The sequence below is a fragment of the Chitinophaga sp. W2I13 genome, assembly GCF_050434005.1.
Taxonomy (GTDB): Bacteria; Bacteroidota; Bacteroidia; order Chitinophagales; family Chitinophagaceae; genus Chitinophaga.
This window is the reverse complement of the sequence record NZ_JBNPWD010000001.1, coordinates 5,005,350-5,023,371: the sequence shown is the minus strand read 5'-3', so window position 1 is coordinate 5,023,371 and position 18,022 is coordinate 5,005,350. Positions and strand designations below refer to the sequence as shown.

Here is an 18,022-nt window from a genome sequence, read left to right as displayed (position 1 = left end):
CGGCGGTCTGACACATGTAGCATCACAGGTTTAATAATCAACGGGATTTGTGCCAGCACAAAATGTAAGGCCCGCATGTTGCGGAAATTGGGTAAAGCTCTCCATAGGAAATGTAATGTTAAGATCACAAAAAAAGATACGGGCATCGTTAGTTACTCCTGAAAAACACAGAGTTGTTCACATGACTCAACGGAACAAATCTTCAAAGCAAAAGTAGATAAACAATATATACGCGGTTGTCACTATAGTTCAATATATCTGTAGTATTTACACTACATCCTCTTCGCTTCTGACTGAAAAAAAATCCCGGGAACGCTGTACCATGGCGCTCCCGGGCAATCTACTGTCCGTTGGAGTGTCTTGCACTCATCTTTTATTGATTCCCTATCCTATGAAAATCCTTTGTTGTATCCGTATGTAAAACCTGTTCCGGTTTTACCCGGTGTTCTTTCAGATCATCCTTTCCGATGGAATCCTGGCGGTACTCCCATAGAAGGGATGAGACCCCTGCCGTAACATTTTAGTGTCATATCCACATCTTAAATTACGGGCACTTTCTTATCAAGTCCGTACGCAGGTTGATTTTCAAATATAGCACGGGAATCCCCCTTTTGTTGTAGTAGTTCCCTTAACGTTATATAGTATAAAAAATTAAGGCACTGTAATATATATACGAAGAAAAAAATGTTAATTTAGTGCCGGCAAACAATAATACCACCTATGAGCCCTAACCTAGACCAGCAATGAAAAATGTACTGATAGCAGATGATCACTCTATAGTAAGACTTGGCATGAAACAGATTATTTGCTCGCTACCGGGCGCCATGCTTGTTACTGAGGCCAAAACATTTGATGAAGCCATTTTCCTTATTGAAGCCCAAAATGTCGACCTGCTGATCCTGGACATTAATATGCCCGGCGGAAACAACCGGCAAATGATTTACGCAGTGAAGCTCCGGCAACCCGGTATTAAAATACTGGTTTTTTCTGCCTACGATGAAATACTCTATGCCCTTAACTATCTGCAGGCAGGCGCAGATGGCTATATCGAGAAAAATTCCCCGGATGAAGAATTCAGGGTGGCCATCAATGCTATTCTTAGTGGTGAAAAGTATATCAGCAGGGCAGTCAGGGAACAACTGATAGGTAAATTTACAGGACAGCAGGAACATTCCTCTAACCCCTTTTCAATGCTCTCCCCCCGGGAAATTGAAGTAATGAACCTTCTTACCAAAGGACTCCCCCTGATAAAAATTGCGGAAACACTCCATTTGCAGCTAACCACTGTCAGCACCTACAAAACGCGTATTTTTGAAAAAGTAGGGGTAAAAAATGTGATCGCCTTAATCGAAAAAGCACAGATGTACCAGGTAACTAGTCATTAAGCGGGAGCTGTAATGAAACCTTAGTGCCTCCGTTAACACCCGGATAGGCAAACAACCGGCCGTTTATCACCGTCAGCAATTCCTTTACGAGGATCAGTCCTATTCCGCTGCCCCCCATCTGACCCGGACCGGTATTTTCCATGTGATTGATCCAGTCCCTTACTTCTGCCGGCATACCATAGCCGGTATCAGATAAATGTATGGTTAAAACCCTCTCCCCTCTTTCAGCAGTTAATTCTACAACGCCTTTGGTGGTATATTTAACGGCATTATCCAACAGGTTATGTAAAACAACTGCCAGCAACAGCTTGTTTACTACTACCGTAACTCCCGGTGGAATATGATTGATAAGCTGTATCTCTTTCGATCCGGATACCGGCCCGAAAATCTCCATCTTTTCTTCCACCAGTTGGTGGACATCCACGGTATCTTCAGAAAACGCGCCTGTCAGGAAGGAGATTCGCATGTAATGGATGAGATTATCCACCAGGTGGTGCATGCGGTAAAGACTGTCGTAAGTAACCGTTTTTATTTCCTTCTCCTGCAACACACCGGATGATGGCTCCTCTTTATTAACCCTCAACAAAAACTTCAGCGGCGTTTTAATGTCATGGGTGATAGCAGCAAGTAAACGCTTATGCATAAAACCCTGTTTACGCAGCTGTTCATCGGACTCCTGGAGTATGGTCATCATTTCTTCCAACTCCCGGGTGCGGCTCATTACCTTTAGTTCCAACAAACGGTTTTTCCGGCCAATACTCCTGATGCGTATCTTATACAACAAAATTATCAGGCAGATCAGCATGGTTAATACCGCCAGCCCGAACCACAAGCTTTCATAAAAAGCTTTTTGTACATTGATGATAAGCACCTTTTCAATATACTGATCTCTCCCAAACCCCTTCAGCTTGCGGATACGGATACGATACTCCCCGGATGGCAAAGAGGAAAAAGTGATCGTTCTGTCGCTGTTCACCGGCAACCATATCTGTTCTTCCGGCCAATCATCTTTCTCCAAGGAATAATAAAACTGCAGGTTCCTGGAATCACCAAAATAGGGAGAGCTGATGTGTAACCGGAAGCTTTGAAAATTATTGGGCAGGTTAAATTGTTCCGAAGCTTTTGTTGGTTTCAGGTTATGCTCCACCCAGTCGACATATATTCCTTTATCCGGCATCTCCATCCTGATGGAAGACGGTGTAAACTGCACGAGGCCATCCAGCGATGGCAAAGAAATATCGCCGTCCTCATATTTTAAGGCGCAGGGTTCACAGCCGCCGTTAAACTCGTTTGTATTAAAACCCTGTTCCTTCCCGAAATAATAATAGTACAGGTCGCGCTGCCTTCCGTCTGCGAAATCAAGCGCATCCTGCCGCCTGATCCTGAATAACCCTTTGTTTGTAGTAAGCCAGAAATATCCCTGATCATCTTCGGTAATACAATGGGTGGTGCCCATATACCGCTGGCGGTCCTGCGGCAGAGCTACCAGGCGCTCATTCCTGTAAAGGAAAACGCCCCGGTTATAGGTGGAGATCCATACTTCTCCTTCTTTAGGGACATAGATACTTCTTATGCGTCCCTCTTCCAGGCCCTTGATGGTATCGGTGCGCCCTGATGGCAGATGCACCCTGTATAGTCCGTTATCGGTACCTACCCATAAGATCCCCGGTTTTCCGTTTTTTACAAAGGTAACCTCGTTTACTTTCGCCGGAAGAAGCCGCAATACGGGGTCCGGATCAGCTGTTTTAATATAGTATAACCCAGGATATTTCCCCCCTACCCATAAATTTCCCTCCGGGTCCGCCAACATCTGGCCAATGAGGTTGGGCAATTCAATTTTATGCAGTACCTGGCTGAAATCCGGTGATACGCCCACCAATGTCATCCCATTTCTTCCCCAATACCTTCCCTGCTGGTCGCGGGCCAACGTATATTTTTCCAGCACGTTTTCCCTGTTGAAAGCCAAGGGCTGCCGGCCGTATCCTCCTGCCTGCTGAAAGGTAAGCCCTGACGGCGTTACTACCGCATTTCCGGGGAAAGTGGCCTGTGCATAAAATACTTCATCCCTTGAAACATCCGATTTACGTACATTGAACTGCTGCCTGGTACAAACATAAAGGCCCTTCGTAGAACTGCCGAGGAAAACCCGCCTTTCAGACTGATCATAATAGATGGAAGAAATATAGTTCCGGTGAAAATCAAAATCCCGCAGCACAACGGAGCTGCGTATGCCTACGCCCGGTTCTATCTGTAACTGGTAACAATTTTTATCGGTATAAAGAAAAACCTGGTGCGCAGCCAGGTTCCAGAACAATTCCATCTTACATTTACTAAATGCGGGATCAGACGATACATCCCCAATCAGCGGCACTTGTACCGGCTGCCCTTTCTCCCATCCTGTTATGTGTCCATCCCTGCTAAGGTAGAAAAGCCGGCCGTCGCAAACAAACAAGCGCGACACATCAAGCCGGGACTGTGTTATCCGGTAATCCAATTTTCCCTGCTGTATAAAAGAGATCGTATCATGATAGACTGCAAAATAACTATCTGTACCCAGGGGCATCACAACAGGGCGAACTTTTCCAAAATGGGCAGCCTGATCATCGGGCCATCCCCCGATAGGATAGTAATCATTCTCATTTATAGCATATCGCATATAGCTGTATCCCGACATGTCCTTCCCGATGTGCTTTACCGTACTCTCTGTAACGGTTAATATCTCCCCGATATCCGTTTCTACTGTAATAGCAGTATCGTTGGGATAAATCCTTGCCATCCTGCTACTTTTCAAAGCAGGCACGTTGTCGCTGCTGAAATTGAGAAAGTAATTGCCATCAAACCTGGTTAACCCGTTTTCCGTGGCCAGCCATAAAAAACCATTCCTGTCCGGCACAATAAATTTCACGCTGTTTTGCGACAAACCATCTTCATCAGTAAAGCGCCTGACAAAGTAATGCACGGTGGTGTCCATTGAAACAACGGGCCCGGTCGGCATGAAGTTGGATAAAAACAGGTTGAGACAAAAGATAAGGTTCATCTTGGCAATAAAAACACTGACTACACGACAATACAATATCACAATACAACATCACCGGTAAAATGCGCTTTGTTTGGATATCAGGTAAAGATATAAAATATTTAGTTGCACACCACCCTTCAGGTCGCCGGATGGAGACAATCAACTGAATTGCTCACCGGTAATTACGTATGTATATCGACGTTAGTCACGTATTTCTAAAAAGTAGGTGGCGCCGTATTCAGATCGGAATCCAGGAAATCAGTGATCATGGGTATCAGCCAATCGGTGCGCTGCATCATCCCTATGTGCGTGGTACCCGGCAAGATGGCAAGGCGGGATTGAGGCAGCCCGTGTATGTCACCCATTTTTCCGCCGCCTTTGGCGCGAAACAGTGCCAGTGCATGTTCATAACGTATCCCGTCGGCATCGCCGATGGCCATGAATAGCGGCGCCTTTATGTTCTTTACTTCTTTCGACCAGTCGTAAGGTTTCAGATCTATACTGATGACCTTCTTTACAAATTCCGGGAAATGGGCCGGATCGTTACCAAGACTGTCATATTGTTTTTGCATCGGTGAGCCTTTGAACATATTTGCGTCGATAGTAGCATACATGGCTTCTACATCCGGCCACCATCCGTCGTGGGTATAGGAACCCGATAACACCACGAGCCTGCGTAGTTGCTCAGGATGGCGTATGGCGAACTGGAACGCGATGCCACCTCCCATACTGTATCCCAGTATGTCGGCGCTGTCTGTTTTGAGATGCCGGAGCAGCCCGGATACATCGTCAGCCATGGCTTCGTAACTAAGTTCGCGCGAGATATCCCTTGTGCGGCCATGACCCTGCATTTCCGCCACTATCACTTTCCTGTTGCCGGCCAACAGCGGAATGATGTGCGACCAATTCAAAGGTATGGTCATATAAGATCCGTGCAATAGTACAACAGGTTTACCTTCACCATATACTTCATAGTACATTTTTAGCCCGTTCACATCTGCATAGCCGCTTTCAACCGGCTTCACCGGCTTGGTAACAAGCGTGTCTTCCGGCTTAGCCGGAACCTTTTGCTGATTCTCCGGGCCAGGCTGACAGGATGTTGCTGCCGCCACTACCATAGCAACCAGGAAAGAGCTGATAATATGCTTATTCATATCGTGTGTTTTTGTTTACGATACAAATCTCGGCATACAAACTTTTTCACCCGCAGGGCATATGCGACAATCATGGAGCCAAAAGCGACAGCCGGCAGCCGCGCTAAAAATGACAGCAAAAAAAGAGCCGGCTCCCGTTCAGGAACCAGCTCTTTTAAGTACGTATTTGCATTAATATCCCGGGAACTGTACCAGTTTTTTATTCCGGTCAATTTCACTTTGTGGTACAGGATAAAAATAAAATTTGTTATCCCATTGAGCCCTGGTGAAGGCTACTATCCTTTTATGAAATTCGGGATCAGACAGGAAAGATCCTTTTTCAATGTTCATACCGTGGAATTGCCCACCCTGGTGCTGATCCGGCGTGTTCGCCACTTTCCAGCGGCGCACATCCCAATAACGGTGGCCTTCAAACATCAGCTCTATCTGGCGTTCCAGGTGAATTTGCTTACGCATTTCCGCCTGGCTGGCGCCGGCCACCAGATCAGGCAGCCCGCCCCGGTTACGGATCTTGTTAAGATATTTTAAGATATCAGGGTTTCCCGGATCGTATTCATTCAATGCTTCTGCATAGTTCAGGTAAATTTCACCAAGACGGATCATCATTGCCGGGCGGGAAAAACTACGGCCGCTTCTGAAATCTGTATTGGGATGAATATTTTTACGGGCGGTGTAGCCTGTAGTAGGCCAGTCCCTGGGGGCGCCGTTCTTACCGGAATTGCCGGTAAAGAAAAACTCCACTCTTGATTGCCCGTTTTCCGGAACCACCGGGATCACTGATCCGTTAAAAGTAACATCTACATAAAACCGGGGCTCCCTTCCATTATACATATTGGAGGTACCACTTACATAATACGGGGTAGCGGCGTCGGTAAATCCGGTTTCCGTATAGCCGCTGCTGTTATCCGTAATAGCTTTGCCGTCTGCCGTACGGAAAATATCCACCATTTCCTGGGTGACGGCTATACCATTCCAGCCGGAGCCGTTAGCGCACCTCGGAGAACAATGCCGTTCCCAGTTACCCACATGATCAGAGTAGGTACGGATCCAGATCGCTTCTTTTTGCCAGCCATCAAAGAATAAATTCCGGCAGGAAAGGAAAGCCGCCCGGAACGGATCTGCATCTGCTACAGTATATAATTCCCACCTGTTAAGATCTATTACTGCTTTAGCGGCATCGGCTGCCTTCTTCCACTTTTCTTTGTCGAAAGATGGGTTAAACAAGGCGGCGCCATCCGGGTTCTTAAAGTTGCTCATCTCGGTATTACCATTGAACAAGGGGCTGGCACTATATAACAATATCTGCGACTTCACCGCCAGGATAATGGGCTTTGTGATGCGGCCTGTTTGTGTAACATCCGGCTGAGTGGGGTCTACAGGGTTCATATGCAGTACCGGCACATCCGGCATTGCTTTATCCATTTCTGACAATACATAGTTTACGCAGTCATCCCATGGACTTCTTGGAATCTGGAAATCGTCTTCCGGGGCTTTGGGTTCTTCTCCCATTATTACTACCGGTCCGTATTGCCGCATGAGCAACCAATAGTAGTAGGCCCTTAAAAAGCGGGCTTCTGCTTTATATTGCTTCAGCAGCTGCTCACCACCGGGTTGTGCGAGGATCTCCTTGTTCTGATCTGCATTTTGCAGGAAGATGGCCGCCTGCCGGATGGTCTGGTAATAACTGTTCCAATAGGATGGATTGGCGTTATCCGCAGTAATGGCGCCTGAGTTCATACCGGGTTGTACCCATGCGTAGTCTACTTCGTCGCACTGGCCTGTCCACGGAATACTGTAAGGCTGGTTCCACATATCCGGCATCGGATTGTAGATGCGCGCCAGCCATTGTTCTGTCATCGCCCTGTTTGTAAATACATCTTTCAGCGTGGTGATATTATCCGGTACTGTATTGAGGAAGCCTTTCTTACAACCGGCTGTAAACAGTAACAGCAGCGCCAGTAAAAGGATATTTTTTTGGAAGATATGATGCGTCATAGTGGTGCTGTTTTATTTGAAGTTAGCGCGGATACCAAAATTGAAGGAAGTCATGTTGGGATAAGCGGTGCCCCTGCCATCGCCCAGTTCCGGGTCCCATATTTTCCAGGGCGAAATGGTAAACAGGTTTGTTCCGTTCACATAAGTGCGTACACTTTTCAATCCATAGCGCTGAAGATTACTGCTGCTGAATGTATAGCCCAGTTCGGCACTTTTTAAACGGATATAGTCCGCCCGTTTCTGCCACCAGGTGCTTTCGTAGTAATTGGTGGTAATATCCTGGCGGGTTGACATTCTTGGATAGAAAGGCCGGCCATCAGTTTTCTCGGGTGTCCAGCGGTCTTTTACTGCGGTATACAGGTTACCGATCGTAGGTCCTTCGTAAAAAGGATTGGTGGCATGACCGCCGCTGTACATAAAATCTACCATTGCCACACCCTGGAAGAACAGGCTGAGGTCAAATCCTTTTGCGCCCACACTGAAGTTAACGCCATACACAATACGCGGTACCGAGCCATAACCTATTGCCTGCTGGTCATAGCTGTTAATGATACCGTCTTCATTCAGGTCTTTGTATTTGATATCTCCGGGACGCACATCTCCGGCCTGTTTGGGAGATCTCGTAATCTCAGAGGAATCGGTGAACAAGCCAAGGGCTACATAACCAAAACGCTGGTCGATAGGATGGCCCGTGCGGTTCAGCCAGGGATACTGCCATGGTGGTAAACCGTCATACACATCTTTATTGATATTGAAGTTGAAATTTCCCCGGAAGCCAACCCAATAGTTACCGGAAAATGATTTATTATAATCGAGGGTTACATCAATTCCTTTATTCTCTGTAATACCTATATTCCTGTAAGGGATATTATCGGTAGTATAACCGGAAGCGTAAGGGATATCATATTGCCGCAGCAGGATGCCTGTTCTGCGCTCTTTAAATAATTCCACAATCAGCGACAGGTCGTCATGCAACGCCTTTATTTCAATACCCAGGTTTTGCCGTTTACCTGTTTCCCAGCTCACCTCGGAACCGATCTGGTCTTCTTCCAACCCGCCATAGCCGGTGGTGTTGCCCGGTACGCCGAAAGTATAGCCAAGATTGCCATCACTCTTTATCCTGGTGAGAAACAGGAACCGTGATCCGGTATTACTGTTCCCGGATAAACCATAGGTATAGCGGAGTTTTAAATAGCTGATCACATTAGTTACCGGGGCAAAAAAGCTTTCATTGGATACTACCCAGCCCACGCCATAAGAAGGGAATAAACCGTACCGTTTATTAGGCGTAAAGTTCTCGGAACCATTATACCCGAAATTAACTTCTGCGAAATAGCGGTTCTTATACCCATAAGTACCTCTTCCACTCAGCCCCCTGATGCGGTAGGGAATAGAGGAAATAAGGGTACCGGCATCGGCGTCAATATAATCGGATTGATTATATAACAGCAATCCGGAAACATCGTGATCACCGAATTTGTTAGCGTAGTTTAACGCGGTTTCCGTATAAAACCGGCGGTTGCCACCTCTTGATACATCGAATCCCAGTACATTGGACCCGGGGTCTACAATCTTTGTAAGAAGATTTCCTAACGAATCGCGCCCGGTGGCATAGTAGGTTTGTACTTCTCTTTTCCGGTTAAGATTATTCCAGCCATAAGCATCAAAAGCAAACATGCTGGTAAATGATAACCCTTTAAGAATGAAATCGAAGTTTTGCCGGAGCCTGATATTGGAACGGATGGTGTTGCGGTATTCCGTAGCATAACCGGATTGCGTAAGGTTACGGTATGGACTGGGATAGCTGCCACCCGGAATTTTAGGCCACTCCCCGTTGGAATACTGCGGTGGTATCAGGTGAGGTGGTACCTGTGTAGCCAGGTCAAAAAGTGCGCCGGTACCAATACCCGGATAGTTACTGTTAATGATAAAACCGTTTACGCCTAATTCAAGCTTGGTTGTTTTGGTGATATTGGCATCTACGTTGGTGGTAAAATTGTATCGATCCAGTTTTATATCTGAATTATAGGACTGCACACGATCCCGTTTCAGCAAACCCACTTCTGAATAATAACCGGCAGAAATATAATAGGTAGCAAATTCGGATCCTCCGCGTACATTCAGGTTCGCTCTTCTGCTTTGTCCCCATTTATTAAACAGTACTTTGAACCAGTCAACATTGGGATAGAGATCCGGGTCCTCACCGGAAACATGTTGTTGTATCCGCTCTTCTGAGTAAAGCGGTGTCCTTCCTCTCATCTCCAAACCTTCGTTATACAATCTCATAAAGGTGGGGGCGTCCACAAACTCAGGCAGCTGTGTAAATTTTGTGATGGCCTGGTTGAGTTCCACGTTGATTTGCGGTTTTCCCGGTTTACCGGTTTTGGTATTTACCAGGATAACGCCGTTGGCGCCACGGGTGCCATATACGGCAGTAGCGGAAGCATCTTTCAGCACCGTAAAACTGGCGATATCTTCGGGGTCAAGATCATTGATACTACGATCGGGCACACCATCTACGATCACGAGCGGACCGCGCGGACTGGAACCAAAAGTGGAGATACCACGAATCCAGATATCAGAGCCATCATAGCCCGGCTCACCGCTCCTTTGCACCGCAACAATCCCTGCCAGGCGGCCACCCAACGCATTCGTCAGGCTTCTCACCGGCAGCTTCAGTTCTTCCGGTTTGATGGTAGACTGCGCACCTACCAGGCTTATTTTCTTTTGTGCACCAAACCCTACCACCACTACTTCATTCAATCCGCCTTCCTTGGCCAGCATTTCCACGTTGATATCTACTTTATTCCTGACGGGGATTTGCTGCGACTGGTAACCGATGTAAGAAAATTCAAGGACATCGGTGGGTTCCACATCCAGTTCATAGTAGCCTTTATCATTGGTGGTAGTCCCCGTTGGTGTACCGAGGATTTTCACGGTTACTCCTACCAATGCGGCGCCCAGTTTATCTTTTACGGTACCGGATACTTTCAGCTTCACCACCGGTTTACGCACCGCAACATGATTCTCCGCCGATGTAATCACATACTGTGAGGGGCCTATTGCATCCAGCTTAAGACTATGCCCCTGCAACATTTTCTGCAAAAACGGCACTACCTTTTCGGCATCCATTTTTAATACTTTGTCAGACAGATAAATATCTTTTGCATACTTGTCGTTTAGTGCAATCCTGAGCTGATATTTTGTATAAATTTTTTCCAGCACATCCTTCAGCAATATCATTTGCGACCTGGCCGGATCGGAAGGGCTGTATCTGCTGCGTTCCTGCCGGGTTTGTTCCTGGATGCCGGCCATGGCATCCTGTGCACGCAGAGACGAAGTTATCGCACTCAGTACAAGGCACAGGCCAGTCGCTCCCTTCAGGCAATGCCGTAGAGATCCAAATTTCATAACGGAAAAATTTTGGTTAAAGACTACATATTGGTTTAAAAAACTACTTCATTAAAATGGGAATGAGATTACCGTGCTACACGTGGCTGCTGTTCAATTTGTTCCTGTTCAATATGGTTATAAAAAACGTATCTGTTCAGATAACGGAGGTGATACAGTCTCTTTCACCATGCTTATTTTGGTTGAATAATAATCCGGTGGCCATCTTTCCGCACGTCTGCTTCCAGCATAGCTCCCAGCGCCTTACATAAACTTATGTCATCTGTTATCAGCACACGTCCGCTGATCCGGGTGCCCCGGAATTTTTTTGGTTGTAATATTTCTACCTGGTATCCATAGTTCGCGTACAATAGTTCTTTTATTTCATCTATAGTTGTGTTTTCAAATTTATAATCACCATCTTTCCAGGCGGCATATAACTGCGGGTTGATATGATCCATCTGTATCTGGCTGTCGACCACCATCCCTCTTTCCCCGGGATGCAGCAGTAATTCCCTGTTAAAGGCGGTTGCTTTGATCAGCCCTGTGTTTACCACTACCGCCGTGTGGCGTTTATCTTCGTTTACGGTGAAAGAAGTTCCCAATACCGTTACTGTCATGCCTGGCACATGCACCCTGAATGGTGTTTGCGCTTTCTTCACCACTTCAAAATAGGCGCTGCCTTCCAGCCATACTTCGCGTCCGTCTCCCTCTTTTATATCCCGCATCTTCACCTGTCCGCCGGGCTTTACCCATATCCGGGTACTGTCTGGCAGCAGCACCATTTGTACCGATGCTTTTTTATGCACCAGTGTTACCAGGGCTGCGGGCCGGGAGCCGGTATGCATAAACAGGTAAACTCCTGTGCCTCCAGCCAGGATCAGCAGCAGGATTGCCGCGGCATACTTCAGCCAGCTAAGTTTCTTTACAGTTGTTACCGGCTGATCTGCTGCCGACAACTGAGCCAATACCCGCTGCCAGCTTTGATCGGCATCGGCTGCCGTAATTTTAGCCGCCAATTCCTGGTCGAGGATGTCTTTTACCTGGAAATACAACGCCTGGTTGCCCGGGGAAGCCTTCAGCCAGGCGACTATTACCTCAGTTTCCTCAGGGCTTGCCTTCCCTTCAATAAACCTTATTAAGATCGTATAATCCAATTCGTTTGTATTATGGTGTAGTGACATGTCATTTAATTAGACGACAAGGAGATAATTTCTACGTACTCTTTTTTAAAATTTTTTTTAGAAAGAAGAAAAGAGGGGATGACCGGGATTACAGGCTACAATAAAATAAAAGAAAACAGGTAGTTCACTTTCCTGACGATTCCTCTGAGTTGCTTAATCGCCTTATATAATTGTGTTTCTACCGTGCGGGAAGAGATGCCCATGACAGCAGAGATTTCGCCGGTTTTAAGCCCTTGCAGGTAACGGAGCGTTACCACTTCCCGGCATTTAGGCGGCAATTCCTGTATGGCCCGCCACACGCTGGCCTCCAGGTTGTCCTGCTCCAGGAGGCTTTGCCGGGGACTGTCCGGGTTAAAATAGTCCAGTTCGGCGGCCGTAAGACCCGGTAATGCGGCATTCACATACCGCTGATGCACTGCCTGGTGTTTAATATAATCCAGGCAACTGTTATGAATACTGCGAAACAGGTAACTTTTGATATTGGAGGTTAATTGGAGGGAGGCACTTTTCCGGTGTATTTGTACAAAAACATCCTGTACGATGTCTTCAGCGGTTTCGCGCAACACGAATTTACAGGCATACGCCAGGAGAACTGCATAGCACTCTTTAAATACCAGCTCCAGATCGGTAACTTCCGGCTGTACTAACGTGGTGGCTTTTTGCCCTTCCTCTACAGGCTCCCCCATGGCTTGACAAAAGTGTTTTGAAACAATTCATCCAAGATAATGATAATAATATTAAAATACAATACCGGTAACCGGGCGGATACCCTCCCCTGTTTGCATCGAAATGCGTGTTGCGCCTTTGCGTTTTGGCCCTGAAATAATATGGCCACTTATTAATTAAACGTTTGCCGGAACTCCAGGGGCGACAGCTTCGTTTTCATTTTGAATAAGCGGCTGAATGATTGAGGATGCTCAAAGCCTAACTCATAAGCCACTTCACTGATGGTGAGATTTGTTGTAGACAACAGCTCTTTGGACCTTTCGATGAGTTTTTGATGAATATGTTGTTGCGCATTCAGTCCGGTAAGTGACCGGAGCATATCGCTGAGATAATTCGGTGTAAAGTTGAGTTGCTCGGAGAGGTGTTTAACAGTGGGTATGCCATCACTGGCCGGCTTGTCCTGCTCAAAATAAGTATTGAGCAGTTCTTCCAGTTGCTGGAGCAAATCATTTGTAACAACCTTCCGCGTAAGGAACTGGCGATTATAAAATCGTTTAGCGTAGCTCAACAGCAGCTCAATCTGGGCGATAACTACCTCATGGCTGAATTCATCGATCCTGCTATTCAGCTCTTCCCCGATAATCTTGTAAATGGCAAGCACAGTTGACTTCTCCTGTTCAGAAAGGTGCAACGCTTCGTTGATAGCATAAGAGAAAAAGCCGTAGTTTTTGATCTTCGTGGCCAATGGATAGCCTTGCAGGAAATCCGGATGGATGATCAGCGAATAACTTTTATTACCCTGGTAGTTGTTTGTAGCACCTACAACCTGGTTTGGTGCAGTGAACAAGAGACTACCTTCGTCGAAATCATAATAGCCCTGACCGTACCGGAACTTTCCTTTCAGTTCGGTGATAAAGGAGATCTTATAGAAACCTGAGATATAACCGCCTGGAAGCCGGCTCATATCGATTTCACCGTTTGTGGCATCCAATAAGCTGATGATAGGATGCCGTGGACCGGGAAGCCCCAGCTGGCGGTGAAGTTCCGCTATGGAGTCCAGCTTAGGGAGTTTGGGCTGTTCATTTTTCATAATTAAAGATAATAACTTTAACCGGTGACTATTTCGGCCACCGGTCATTAATTAATTTTACTGTGCTGCAATTACCACGGCGAAGGGCCATCAGGCCCCGTAAAGCTGGCGGTCGGACCATCGGTTTCAAGTGCCACGCGTATCGGTTCACGCGAGCCTACTTCAACGGAATCAGTGCCCTGGAAATTATTCAGTGCGGTGGCCGTATAGCCGGGGCTTGTTGCATTGACTTTAATGTTTTCCTTTTCCAACTCGATGGCAAAAGCCATGGTAACAGCATTGAGGGCCGTTTTGGAGGCAGCGTAAACAACGTTAAAGTGATCCCTTGCCCAGCAGGTGGGGTCGGCAATCCAGGTAAGAGAACCCAATACGCTGGATACATTCACAATGCGTGCGGCCGTTGACTTCCGGAGCAAAGGCAGCATGGCCTGACTAACAGCAATGACGCCAAATACATTGGTTTCCCATACAGTGCGGATTTCATCCAGTGAAGCGGTGGTAGCACGGCCAGCTTCCATTATCTCCTCCAGCGTCCTGCCCGGCTTCCCCGCATGAGATATGCCCGCATTGTTAACCAGCAGGTCCAGGCGCCCCTGTTCCTTTTCAATACGTTCTACTGCTGCATCGATTGTTGCCTTCAGGGTAACATCAAGTTGAATAGCATACGCATTGCCACCAATTTCGGCCGCCGCTTTTTCTCCGTTGCTTTGATTACGTGAGCCAACATATACGGTATAGCCGTTGGCAGCAAGCGCTTTAGCGATCTGAAATCCAACGCCCTGGTTGGCGCCTGTTACAAGTGCTACAAGTTGATTGTTTGCTGACGATCTGATTTGATTTTCCATAATATTGATGATTAATAAACAATGCAAAACTCAGGAATCATCATCTTTCCATGATAACCGAATCAAGGATATCCATAACCAAAATGAAAGAGTTCCTTATATTCGTGCGCTGTGCAACAACTTATCATCTTAACGATAGTAATCAATGCGGAAAGTCCTGATTTTAATTTTCATTGTAATCATCACCATTGCCTCAACCTATGCCCTCATTTATTACGTTGGGATGCAAGGTTTTGCATTTGCCTGGGCGCTTAATTTCCTGTTGATGGGCTGCGTGCTTTTCTTTACGGAAACATTGAAAGCCCCGCTTACTTCCCCTTACTATAACGAAAGGCCATGGGAACAGGGAGGGAAAATATATCAGTCTCTTGGAATAAATATTTTCAGAAAATTATTGGTTTGGATTGGCTGGGAAAAACTAAACAAAAAATCCAGCCCGGTGGAAAAGAATACCAAAGCTTTAATGCATCTGCACTACCGGACAAAACAATCTGAATTAGGGCATATCATTATTTTGATGATAGTTTTGGTGATTAATATTTTCGTGGCATTTAAATTTGGATTTCTCAAATCACTGTGGTTGTTAGTACTGAATATATTATTCAATCTATACCCTATTTTGCTTCAACGATATAACCGGCCACGAATTGAAAGGGTCATTAATATGAGTAAACATAGATAAAGTGCCCGCGCATTATGGCTGATTCTTAATACCTGTTAAGAAATCCCGGCATTACCCGCTCTCTTACACAACGCTTAATTTGACCATTACCAATGCTATTTTTGCAGGGGCTGCCTCTGTCATAAATTCCACGTGAACATCGATTGTTTTAATATAATTTCGCCGTGAACATGAACGCAATACCGGGGAATAACATTACCGGAAAAACAAATACAGTGATCGATGAAAAAAATCTTAGTATTATTTACATTGCTATGGTATTTCACTACCGCCTCCTCACAAATTACAAAAAGCTGGACACCGGATCTGGGCAATGGATATTTCACTAATCCGCTCATGTGGGGCGACTGGCCCGACCCTGACATTATCCGGGTGGACGATAAATTCTACTTCATTTCCACCAGTATGCATTATGTACCCGGTTGCCCTATTGCGGTTTCCAAGGACCTGGTAAACTGGGAAATGGGGGGCTATGCCGTTTCACGGTATGAGGAAGATCCACGTTATGACATGAAGGGTGGAGATATGTATCTGAGCGGCTCCTGGGCTGCCACCATCCGCTATCACGACAGCACCTTTTATGTGGGATTCTGCACACCTAAGATGGCAACAAAGGAAGGGCGTTTTTCCATCTGTACCGCCAAAAGCATAAACGGCCCGTGGACAAGAACAATATTCAATGAGTACCTGTATGATCCGGGACTTTTTTTTGATGATAACGGCAAAGTATATGTTGTGCATGGACAGCAAACGCTTTATATCACAGCGCTAAATAGCGATGCGAAGTCCGTGAAAGTTCCGCAGCGGAAGATCTACGACAATCCTGCTTTTCCCTATCTTGAAGGATCGCATCTATACAAAGTCAATAACAAATATTACATACTTGGTTCTACTGGTGGCACGCGGGGGCGGGAGGTTTGTTTGCGTTCAGATAGCATATATGGCCCCTATGAATCGAAAGTAATCATGCAGGATGATCATACTTATCCCGGCAATGGCTTACATCAGGGTGGCATGGTACAGTTGAAAGACGGCTCCTGGTGGGCTATTATTATGCAGGATCGCGGTCCTATCGGGCGTGTGCCAAACCTGGAACCGGTTACCTGGGAAGATGGCTGGCCGGTATTTGGTAAAAAAGGGATAGGGGTAGATACATTCCCAAAACCGGTTACAGGAAACTCCTCCCCGATTACTGTTCCTGCCAGCTCTGATGAATTCGACACTACTTCATTGGCATTGCAATGGCAATGGAACCATAATCCTGATAATAGTAAATGGTCATTGACTGAGCGACCGGGGTATCTCCGCTTAAAAGCGGGCAAAGCCTCCACCCTGTTTCATGCCATCAACACTTTGACTCAGCGGGTAGAAGGTCCGTATTCCGAAGGGACAATAGAAATGGATATCAGTGGAATGAAAGATAATGACGTCGCCGGTTTGGGTATATTCCAGGTTCCCTATGCTTATGTGGCCGTCCGGCAAGCTGCAGGCAGAAAAGAAATTATTATGGCAATGAATGATAGTACCGTATCAGTTATTAATTTAAAGCAGCCTAAAATTTGGTTTAAATCCGTTACAAGAGAAAAAGGCTTTGTTGCTACTTTTTTCTACAGTACTAATGGTAAGGATTTTCTTCCTATTGGAAGCGAATTAAAAATGGGCCTGGGACTCGATTGGACGGCCAACCGGTTTGCATTATTTAATTTCAATACCAATCCATCAACACTTGCGGCTGGCGGCCATGTAGATATCAATTGGTTCCGGCGGTAACCTGGCATTAATTTATAAGCGCGATACAATTGTATCACGCTTATAAATCCTATGATGCAAAATTCGACCCACTCACTGGCGGATTTAAAACTGCTATGCTATTGATAGCTGATTAAGATTTAAATCCTTAGCCAAATTTCTTTTTAAATCATTCTCAATCCCTGGGCTTGTGCTTGTGAGGTTTTAAAGGAGGATAGTCAGGCTTTTTCTCAGGTGTAACTCTTCTCCTTTTATCTAATTCATCATTGTCTTTCTTTGGTTTTGGCCCTGGTTTAATAGCTTCAATTTTTCCCATAGTGAACGTTTTTAAATTTTGGAAGTTTGTTTATACTTTGCTAATATAACAGACTATCAATCGGAATACTTACGGTTTTCCGTAAGATCCCGGATAAATATTCCAGGTCTATAAACATCTTCCTTAAAAAATTCAACGCCAGTAAATAAAATGGCAAAAAATGATAAGAATACATTAGTATACAAGAAGCAGAATGAACAATTTGCGGCTGGTCGGAAGAATGTACTCCCTACACTCATCTAAAAACCACCCATCCATCACAGGAGCATTGGAGACGGCAGGTGTATCTGCGTTAAATATTCATACCGAATCCTTTGGTACAATTACCCGGTATCGGAGAATGATACCCTGGTCCCGGAACAAAACAACCTGGAATCCAGTGAATTGATGATAGAATTTATTAAATCGGGGAAAAAACTACTTTGGGACCAGCGTTACCGGTCTATCCTGGAATTTGCAGAGGCCAATAATATTAATATCTCCTCAGGTTGTCTCTTTGGAGATTGTGGAACCCGCCTTACAAAATTGCAACAAGGCGAAATTAAAT

The 18,022-nt window shown here is 45.9% G+C and carries 12 protein-coding genes; 3 read left to right on the top strand and 9 right to left on the bottom strand.

All coding sequences use genetic code 11. The features are described 5' to 3' along the window. Positions 1 to 743 precede the first annotated feature (743 nt). Entirely contained in the window at positions 744 to 1,385 is a 642-nt protein-coding gene (locus QFZ48_RS20825) for a response regulator (RefSeq protein WP_429050147.1), read from the top strand. On the opposite strand, the gene QFZ48_RS20820 is transcribed toward QFZ48_RS20825, so the two are convergent. The 8 genes from QFZ48_RS20820 to QFZ48_RS20785 form a co-directional block, all read right to left on the bottom strand. Then, entirely contained in the window at positions 1,375 to 4,422 is a 3,048-nt protein-coding gene (locus QFZ48_RS20820; protein WP_429063418.1) for a sensor histidine kinase, read from the bottom strand. The two genes, QFZ48_RS20825 and QFZ48_RS20820, sit on opposite strands and share 11 nt — an antisense overlap. Before the next feature lie 197 nt (positions 4,423 to 4,619). Next, complete coding sequence (locus QFZ48_RS20815; RefSeq protein ID WP_429050153.1) at positions 4,620 to 5,558, bottom strand: alpha/beta fold hydrolase; 939 nt, start codon at positions 5,556 to 5,558, stop codon at positions 4,620 to 4,622. Between the two features lie 171 nt (positions 5,559 to 5,729). Further along, positions 5,730 to 7,553: a RagB/SusD family nutrient uptake outer membrane protein gene (locus QFZ48_RS20810; RefSeq protein ID WP_429063417.1), complete on the bottom strand. Its 1,824-nt coding sequence runs from the start codon at positions 7,551 to 7,553 to the stop codon at positions 5,730 to 5,732. Between the two features lie 12 nt (positions 7,554 to 7,565). Beyond that, the gene (locus tag QFZ48_RS20805; RefSeq protein ID WP_429063416.1) at positions 7,566 to 10,964 is read right to left on the bottom strand and encodes a SusC/RagA family TonB-linked outer membrane protein; all 3,399 of its coding nucleotides are present in this window, start codon (positions 10,962 to 10,964) and stop codon (positions 7,566 to 7,568) included. Between the two features lie 173 nt (positions 10,965 to 11,137). Beyond that, positions 11,138 to 12,127: a FecR domain-containing protein gene (locus QFZ48_RS20800; RefSeq protein ID WP_429063415.1), complete on the bottom strand. Its 990-nt coding sequence runs from the start codon at positions 12,125 to 12,127 to the stop codon at positions 11,138 to 11,140. A 95-nt stretch (positions 12,128 to 12,222) separates the two neighbouring features. Next, positions 12,223 to 12,813, bottom strand: coding sequence for an RNA polymerase sigma-70 factor (locus QFZ48_RS20795; RefSeq protein ID WP_370907745.1), 591 nt, complete (start codon positions 12,811 to 12,813; stop codon positions 12,223 to 12,225). Positions 12,814 to 12,965: 152 nt separating this feature from the next. Continuing rightward, positions 12,966 to 13,883, bottom strand: coding sequence for an AraC family transcriptional regulator (locus QFZ48_RS20790; protein WP_429063414.1), 918 nt, complete (start codon positions 13,881 to 13,883; stop codon positions 12,966 to 12,968). 71 nt (positions 13,884 to 13,954) lie between these two features. Beyond that, positions 13,955 to 14,728 (bottom strand): SDR family NAD(P)-dependent oxidoreductase, encoded by a 774-nt coding sequence (locus QFZ48_RS20785; RefSeq protein ID WP_429063413.1) that lies wholly within the window; start codon positions 14,726 to 14,728, stop codon positions 13,955 to 13,957. A 145-nt stretch (positions 14,729 to 14,873) separates the two neighbouring features. Between QFZ48_RS20785 and QFZ48_RS20780 the strand changes: the two genes are divergently transcribed. Further along, the gene (locus QFZ48_RS20780; protein WP_429063412.1) at positions 14,874 to 15,410 is read left to right on the top strand and encodes a hypothetical protein; all 537 of its coding nucleotides are present in this window, start codon (positions 14,874 to 14,876) and stop codon (positions 15,408 to 15,410) included. 222 nt (positions 15,411 to 15,632) lie between these two features. Continuing rightward, on the top strand, positions 15,633 to 17,180 hold the full coding sequence (locus QFZ48_RS20775; RefSeq protein WP_429063411.1) for a glycoside hydrolase family 43 protein: 1,548 nt from the start codon (positions 15,633 to 15,635) through the stop codon (positions 17,178 to 17,180). A gap of 154 nt (positions 17,181 to 17,334) precedes the next feature. On the opposite strand, the gene QFZ48_RS20770 is transcribed toward QFZ48_RS20775, so the two are convergent. Then, entirely contained in the window at positions 17,335 to 17,475 is a 141-nt protein-coding gene (locus QFZ48_RS20770) for a hypothetical protein (protein ID WP_429050165.1), read from the bottom strand. Positions 17,476 to 18,022 lie beyond the last annotated feature (547 nt).

Bases quoted from the DNA above. Each gene is read 5' to 3' on its own strand.
- QFZ48_RS20825 (WP_429050147.1), top strand. From the start codon at position 744: ATGAAAAATGTACTGATAGCAGATGATCACTCTATAGTAAGACTTGGC.
- QFZ48_RS20820 (WP_429063418.1), bottom strand. From the start codon at position 4,422: ATGAACCTTATCTTTTGTCTCAACCTGTTTTTATCCAACTTCATGCCG.
- QFZ48_RS20815 (WP_429050153.1), bottom strand. From the start codon at position 5,558: ATGAATAAGCATATTATCAGCTCTTTCCTGGTTGCTATGGTAGTGGCG.
- QFZ48_RS20810 (WP_429063417.1), bottom strand. From the start codon at position 7,553: ATGACGCATCATATCTTCCAAAAAAATATCCTTTTACTGGCGCTGCTG.
- QFZ48_RS20805 (WP_429063416.1), bottom strand. From the start codon at position 10,964: ATGAAATTTGGATCTCTACGGCATTGCCTGAAGGGAGCGACTGGCCTG.
- QFZ48_RS20800 (WP_429063415.1), bottom strand. From the start codon at position 12,127: ATGTCACTACACCATAATACAAACGAATTGGATTATACGATCTTAATA.
- QFZ48_RS20795 (WP_370907745.1), bottom strand. From the start codon at position 12,813: ATGGGGGAGCCTGTAGAGGAAGGGCAAAAAGCCACCACGTTAGTACAG.
- QFZ48_RS20790 (WP_429063414.1), bottom strand. From the start codon at position 13,883: ATGAAAAATGAACAGCCCAAACTCCCTAAGCTGGACTCCATAGCGGAA.
- QFZ48_RS20785 (WP_429063413.1), bottom strand. From the start codon at position 14,728: ATGGAAAATCAAATCAGATCGTCAGCAAACAATCAACTTGTAGCACTT.
- QFZ48_RS20780 (WP_429063412.1), top strand. From the start codon at position 14,874: ATGCGGAAAGTCCTGATTTTAATTTTCATTGTAATCATCACCATTGCC.
- QFZ48_RS20775 (WP_429063411.1), top strand. From the start codon at position 15,633: ATGAAAAAAATCTTAGTATTATTTACATTGCTATGGTATTTCACTACC.
- QFZ48_RS20770 (WP_429050165.1), bottom strand. From the start codon at position 17,475: ATGGGAAAAATTGAAGCTATTAAACCAGGGCCAAAACCAAAGAAAGAC.